The sequence below is a fragment of the Brevundimonas sp. genome, from assembly GCF_050729455.1.
GTDB lineage: Bacteria > Pseudomonadota > Alphaproteobacteria > Caulobacterales > Caulobacteraceae > Brevundimonas.
The window spans coordinates 1-5,932 of sequence record NZ_JBOHLI010000093.1 but is presented as its reverse complement, the minus strand read 5'-3'; the positions used below and the strand labels follow the sequence as shown (position 1 = coordinate 5,932).

At 69.2% G+C, this 5,932-nt stretch carries 5 protein-coding genes; all 5 read left to right on the top strand.

Annotated elements, in window-relative coordinates; all coding sequences use genetic code 11:
• Nucleotides 1-154 precede the first annotated feature (154 nt).
• Nucleotides 155-1,600 (top strand): UDP-N-acetylmuramate--L-alanine ligase, encoded by a 1,446-nt coding sequence (gene murC, locus ACREEF_RS15285; protein ID WP_431566424.1) that lies wholly within the window; start codon nt 155-157, stop codon nt 1,598-1,600.
• A gap of 152 nt (nt 1,601-1,752) precedes the next feature.
• A complete protein-coding gene (gene murB, locus ACREEF_RS15280) occupies nt 1,753-2,661 on the top strand; it encodes a UDP-N-acetylmuramate dehydrogenase (RefSeq protein ID WP_431566423.1) in 909 nt (302 codons plus the stop codon).
• A gap of 312 nt (nt 2,662-2,973) precedes the next feature.
• Entirely contained in the window at nt 2,974-3,909 is a 936-nt protein-coding gene (locus ACREEF_RS15275; RefSeq protein ID WP_431566422.1) for a D-alanine--D-alanine ligase, read from the top strand.
• Nucleotides 3,897-4,751: a cell division protein FtsQ/DivIB gene (locus ACREEF_RS15270; RefSeq protein ID WP_431566421.1), complete on the top strand. Its 855-nt coding sequence runs from the start codon at nt 3,897-3,899 to the stop codon at nt 4,749-4,751. Before ACREEF_RS15275 ends, ACREEF_RS15270 begins: the two co-directional genes overlap by 13 nt.
• 25 nt (nt 4,752-4,776) lie before the next feature.
• A partial coding sequence (gene ftsA, locus ACREEF_RS15265) for a cell division protein FtsA (protein ID WP_431566420.1) occupies nt 4,777-5,932 on the top strand: 1,156 nt, incomplete at its 3' end.

Here is a 5,932-nt window from a genome sequence, read left to right as displayed (position 1 = left end):
GGGCGCTATCGCCTCGCCGGCTGTCACGGCGCGCCCTACCATCTGGATCCCGGCCTTCGCCGGGATGAGCGATGACATGAGGCCGTCTTCCCCCGTAAAGGGGAGAAGGAAACAGGGTCGTGCAATCAGGCGCGCAGCTTGCTAATGCGCTGGGATGATCGCACGCCTTCGCCCCGTTCCGTTCGCCCTTGGGCCTGTCCACTTCGTCGGCATCGGCGGCATCGGCATGAGCGGCATCGCCGAGATCATGCTGAAGATCGGCTATCAGGTGTCCGGCTCGGACGCCAAGGCCAGCGCCAACACCGAGCGGCTCGAGAAGCTAGGCGCCCGCATCTACATCGGCCACGACGCCGCGCACGTCACTGAGGGCGTCTCGGCGGTGGTTTATTCCACGGCGGTCAAGGCGACGAACCCGGAGCTGGTCGTGGCGCGCGAGCGTCGCATTCCTCTGGTCCGCCGCGCCGAGATGCTGGCCGAGTTGATGCGTCTGCAATTCTCGGTCGGCGTCGGCGGCACCCACGGCAAGACGACGACGACCTCCATGGTCGCGGCCCTGCTGGACGCCGGCTCGTTGGACCCGACGGTGGTCAACGGCGGCATCATCAACGCCTACGGCACCAACGCCAAGGTGGGCGAGGGCGACTGGATCGTGGTCGAGGCCGACGAGAGCGACGGCTCCTTCCTGCGCCTGAAGTGCACGGTCGCCATCATCACCAATATCGACCCGGAACACCTGGACCACTACGGCGACTTCGACGCGGTCAAGAAGGCCTTCTGCGACTTCATCGAGGACATTCCCTTCTACGGCTTCGGCGTGGTCTGCCTGGACCACCCGGAGGTGCAGAAACTGGCGGCCCAGATCGATAACCGCCGCCTGGTCACTTACGGCCTGAACCCCCAGGCCATGGTCCGCGCCGAGAACGTGCAGATGTCGCCTGACGGCTCGCGCTTCGACGTGGTCATCCAGGGGCAGGGTGTGGCCGCGCTGGAAGAACCGACCCGGATCGAGGGCCTCTATCTGCCCATGGCCGGCTGGCACAATGTCTCCAACTCTCTGGCCGCCATCGCCGTGGCGCGCGAGCTGGGCGTGGACGACGACTCCATCCGTCAGGGTCTGGCCGGCTTCGGCGGGGTCAAGCGCCGCTTCACCACCACGGGCGTCGTCGGCGGCGTGCGCGTCATCGATGACTATGGCCACCACCCGGTCGAGATCGCCGCCGTGCTCAAGGCCGCCCGTCAGGTGGTCCAGTCGGCCGACAACCCCGGCCGCGTCATCGCCGTGGTCCAGCCGCACCGCTACACCCGCCTGCGCGACCTGATGCAGGACTTCTCCACCTGCTTCGCTGACGCCGACAGCGTTCTGGTCGCCGACGTCTATCCGGCGGGCGAGCAGCCGATCGAGGGCGTCGACAAGCACGCGCTGGCCGAGGGCATCCGCCGCTACGGTCACCGCAACGTCGCCGCCCTGGAAAACGCCGCCGTCCTGCCGCGCGTCATCAAGGATGAAGCCAAGCCGGGCGATCTGGTCGTCCTGCTGGGCGCCGGCGACATCACCAGCTGGGCCTACGCCCTGCCGGCGCAACTCGAAGCCCTCGCCTGAAAACCCTCGCTCCCGCTCATCCCGACGGACGCCGGGATCCAGTGAGAGCTTCACGACGAAGCTTCGCCGCCCTACATCGGATTGAACGTCAAACGGCTGGATGCAGCCAAAGCACTGGATCCCGGCGTCCGCCGGGATGAGCGGATTATTTGATGGCCTGGACTGACAACCTCCCGACCGTGCGCGGCAAGCTGCTGCTGAACGAGCCGCTGGGGCCCTACACCTGGTTCCGCGTGGGCGGGGCGGCGGACGCCCTGTTCATCCCGGCGGACGCGGACGACCTGGCCGACTTCCTCAAGGCCCTGCCCGAAAGCGTGCCGGTCACCATCATCGGCGTCGGCTCCAACCTGATCGTCCGCGACGGCGGGGTCGAGGGCGTGGTGATCCGCCTGGCCGGCCGCGCCTTCGCCGCTATCACGACAGAGGGTGAGACCATTACGGCGGGCGCGGGCGCGTTGGACTCGATGGTGGCCAAAGCCTCCGCGAAAGCGGGCATCGCCGGGCTGGAATTCTACGCCGGCATCCCCGGCACCATCGGCGGCGCCCTGACCATGAACGCGGGCTGCTACGGCGCGGAAACCAAGGACGTTCTGGTTTCGGCCTGGGGCCTGACCCGCCAGGGCGAGCGGGTCGAACTGACGCTGGCCGACTTCGGCTACACCTATCGCCACTCCAACGCCCCGGCCGACATCATCTGGATGGAGGCGACCTATCGTGGCACGCCCGACGCGCCCGAGGCCGTCGCCGCCCGCATCAACGAGATCACCAGCCGTCGCGAGACGACCCAGCCGATCCGCGAAAAGACCGGCGGCTCGACCTTCAAGAACCCCGAGGGTCATTCCTCGTGGAAGCTGGTCGACGAGGCCGGCTGGCGCGGCAAGCTGCACGCCGAGACCGGCGGCGGCGCCAAGTTCAGCGAGCTGCACTCCAACTTCATGATCAACCCGGGCGAGGCCACCGCCGCCGACATTGAAGGCCTGGGCGAAGCCGTCCGCGCCGACGTTCTGAAGAAGACCGGCGTCCAGCTGGACTGGGAAATCAAGCGCATCGGTCGGAAGTAACCCTCTCCCGGCGGGAGAGGGCTTGAGCGCACGAGAGCCGAAGGCGATCGTTCTTGCGCGAAAGGGTGAGGGGCTGAGGTGACAGTCGGCGATAGCCGTTGGCGCGACGGCTCGCGCCGACCTTGGCCGCGAACCCTCACCCTTTCGCCTGTTCCAATCGCTCCGCTCTTGGAGGCTCAAGCCCTCTCCCACAGGGAGAGGGGCGTCCGGGTAGGAACGAAGACGCGACGAATTCCGCACCCGCCCCGCTATCGTTTCCAACCGGTTAACCGTATTCAGGGCATAGGGGCGGGCTAGTAGTCGGATCGTCCCATGCGCGCGCCCCTGAACACCCTTCACGTCGCTGTCCTGATGGGCGGCCTGTCGTCGGAACGCGAGGTCTCGCTGTCCTCGGGCCGCGGCTGCGCCGACGCCCTGGAAGGGCAGGTCGCCAAGGTCACGCGCGTCGACGCCGGTCGCGACCTGGCCCAGGTGCTGACGGCCCTGAAACCTGACGTCGTCTTCAACGCCCTGCACGGCGAATGGGGCGAGGACGGCTGCGTCCAGGGCATCCTCGAGACCCTGCGCATTCCCTATACCCACTCGGGCGTCCTGGCCTCGGCCCTGGCCATGGACAAGGACAAGTCCAAGGCCGTGCTTAGCGCGGCGGGCGTCGTCGTCCCCGGCGGCGGTCTGTTCGACCGCAAGGCGGTGGCGGCGGATCACGTCATTGCGCCCCCCTATGTCATCAAGCCCAACGCCGAGGGCTCCTCGGTCGGCGTCTATGTCATCCAGCCGGGCGACGCGCCCTGCGCCATCGTCGGCGACGACAGCTGGACCTATGGCGACCTGGTCATGGTCGAGCCCTTCATCGCGGGCAAGGAGCTGGCCGTCACGGTTCTGGGCGAGGCCGCCGGCCCGCGCGCCCTGACCGTCACCGACATCACCCCGACCAAGGGTTTCTACGACTACGAGGCCAAGTACGCGCCGGGCGGGTCCAAGCACGTCCTGCCCGCCGAACTGCCCGCCCATGTCTTCGAGGCGGCCCTGCGTCAGTCCGAGCTGGCCCATGCGGCCATGGGCTGTCGCGGGGTGTCGCGATCCGACTTCCGTTATGACGATGTTAACGACGTTCTCGTTCTTCTGGAGGTCAACACCCAGCCCGGCATGACGCCGACCTCGCTCAGTCCCGAGCAGGCGGCCTATGTCGGGATGGCGTATCGTGATCTGGTTCGGTGGATGGTGGAGGACGCCTCATGCCCGCGGTAGTGCGCGGCGGTCGGCGACAGGGCGCGACGAAGGGCAGGGGGCAGGGCTCCCGCAACGCCCCGGCCACGCCGGGCAAGGTCGCCGCCATCGGTCGGCTGGACCTGTCGCCGCGCGCCGTCCTGATCTCCATCGTGGCGGGCGTCGTGGTGCTGGGTGGGGTCCTGGCCACGGGCGCACGGGCCGAGCGCATCTCCAACTCGGTCTCTAATAAGTTCGACAGCGTCACCTCGGGCATGGGCCTGAAGGTCAGGCAGGTCCACGTCACCGGCGCCTCGCCCGAGGCCAAGGCGGCGATCCAGCAGGCCGTCGGCGTCAGCGCCGACCAGCCCATCGTCAGCCTGGATCTCAACGCCGTGCGCGACCGGGTGCAGGCCGTGGGCTGGGTCAAGGAGGCGCGCGTGGTGCGTCTGCTGCCCGACACCCTGATCGTCGACGTCAAGGAACACGACCGTCTGGCCGTCTGGCAGACCGCCGGCCACGCCTATGTCATCGACAGCGGCGGCAAGGTCATTCCGGGCGCCGACGCCGGCCGCTATCCCAAGCTGCCGCTGGTCGTCGGCAAGGGCGCCGATCAGACCGCGTCTGAAATCCTGCCGCTTCTGGCCCAGCGTCCGCGCCTGATGGCCCGCATCGAGGCCCTGGTCCGGGTGGACGAGCGCCGCTGGGATCTGCGCCTCAAGGACGGCAGCCTGATCCAACTGCCCGCCGTCGATCAGGATTCCGCCCTGATCCGCCTCGACGCGCTAGACCAGCGCGAACGCCTTCTCGACCTGGGCTTCGCCCGGGTCGATCTCCGCACGCCCGAGGAGGTCGCCGTCCGGCCCTCCGAAGGCGCTGTCTGACACGAATATCCAGGACACCAGCATCATGGCCGGACGCAGCCGAGACACGAACACGGACCAAGCCAAGGGCGCCCCGCGCGCTCCGGCCGTGGCCGCGCTCGACCTGGGCCAGTCCAAGGTCGCCTGCTTCATCATGAAGCCCGAGGGCGTGCGCCACGCCGACCGCACCATCCGCGTCGCGGGCGCCAGCCACGTCCAGTCGCGCGGCGTGCGCGGCGGGGCCATCGTCAACATGGACGAGGCGGCACAGGCCATCGGGCACGCGGTCGAGAGAGCGGAACGAGCGGCCGGCTCGCCCGTCTCCGGCGTCATCGTCACAACGGCCATCGGCCAGATGGCCAGCCACCGCGTTCAGGCCCGCGTCTCGCTGGGCGCCCATCCGATCAGCGACGGCGACCTGGCCCGCGCCATCGGCATGGCCCTGGCCCAGATCCGTTTGCCCAACCGCCGCCCGATCCACGTCCTGCCCATCGCCTGGTCGGTGGACGGGGCGCGCGGCGTCCATGACCCGCGCTCGATGCGCGGCGGCTCGCTGGGCCTCGACCTGCTGGTCGTCTCCATGTCCGAAGGCTCCTTCGGCGCGCTCAGCCACTGCCTCGAACTGGCCCACCTCGACCTGCAGGGCGTCGCCGCCGCCCCCGTCGTCTCCTCGCTCGCCGCGCTGGAAGAGGACGAGATGGAGCTGGGCAGCGTCTGCATCGACATGGGCGGCGGCTCGACCTCGGCGGCGGTCTGGGGCGGGCGCAGCCTGCTGCATATCGAAAGCCTCAACGTCGGCGGCGATCACGTCACCGCCGACATCGCGCGCGGCCTGTCGACCTCCAAGGTCGGGGCCGAGCGCCTGAAGACCCTGCACGGCTCGGCCATGGCCAGCGCCAACGAAGACCGCGAGATGCTGGAGGCCCCGCCGCGCGGCGAGGACCCGTCCGCCGGTCCCGTCATCGTCCCGCGCGCCATGCTGAAGACCGTCATCGCCCCGCGCGTCGAGGAGACGCTGGAACTGCTGCGCGACCGGCTCAAGCACGCCGGCGTCGGCATGGACCCGGGCGCGGGCATCGTCCTGACCGGCGGCGCCAGCCAGCTGAACGGCGTGCGCGAACTGGCCGTGCGCGTGTTCGATCGCCCGGTCCGCCTGGGCAAGCCGCAACGCGCCCCCCACCTGGCCGACGCCGCCTCCGGCC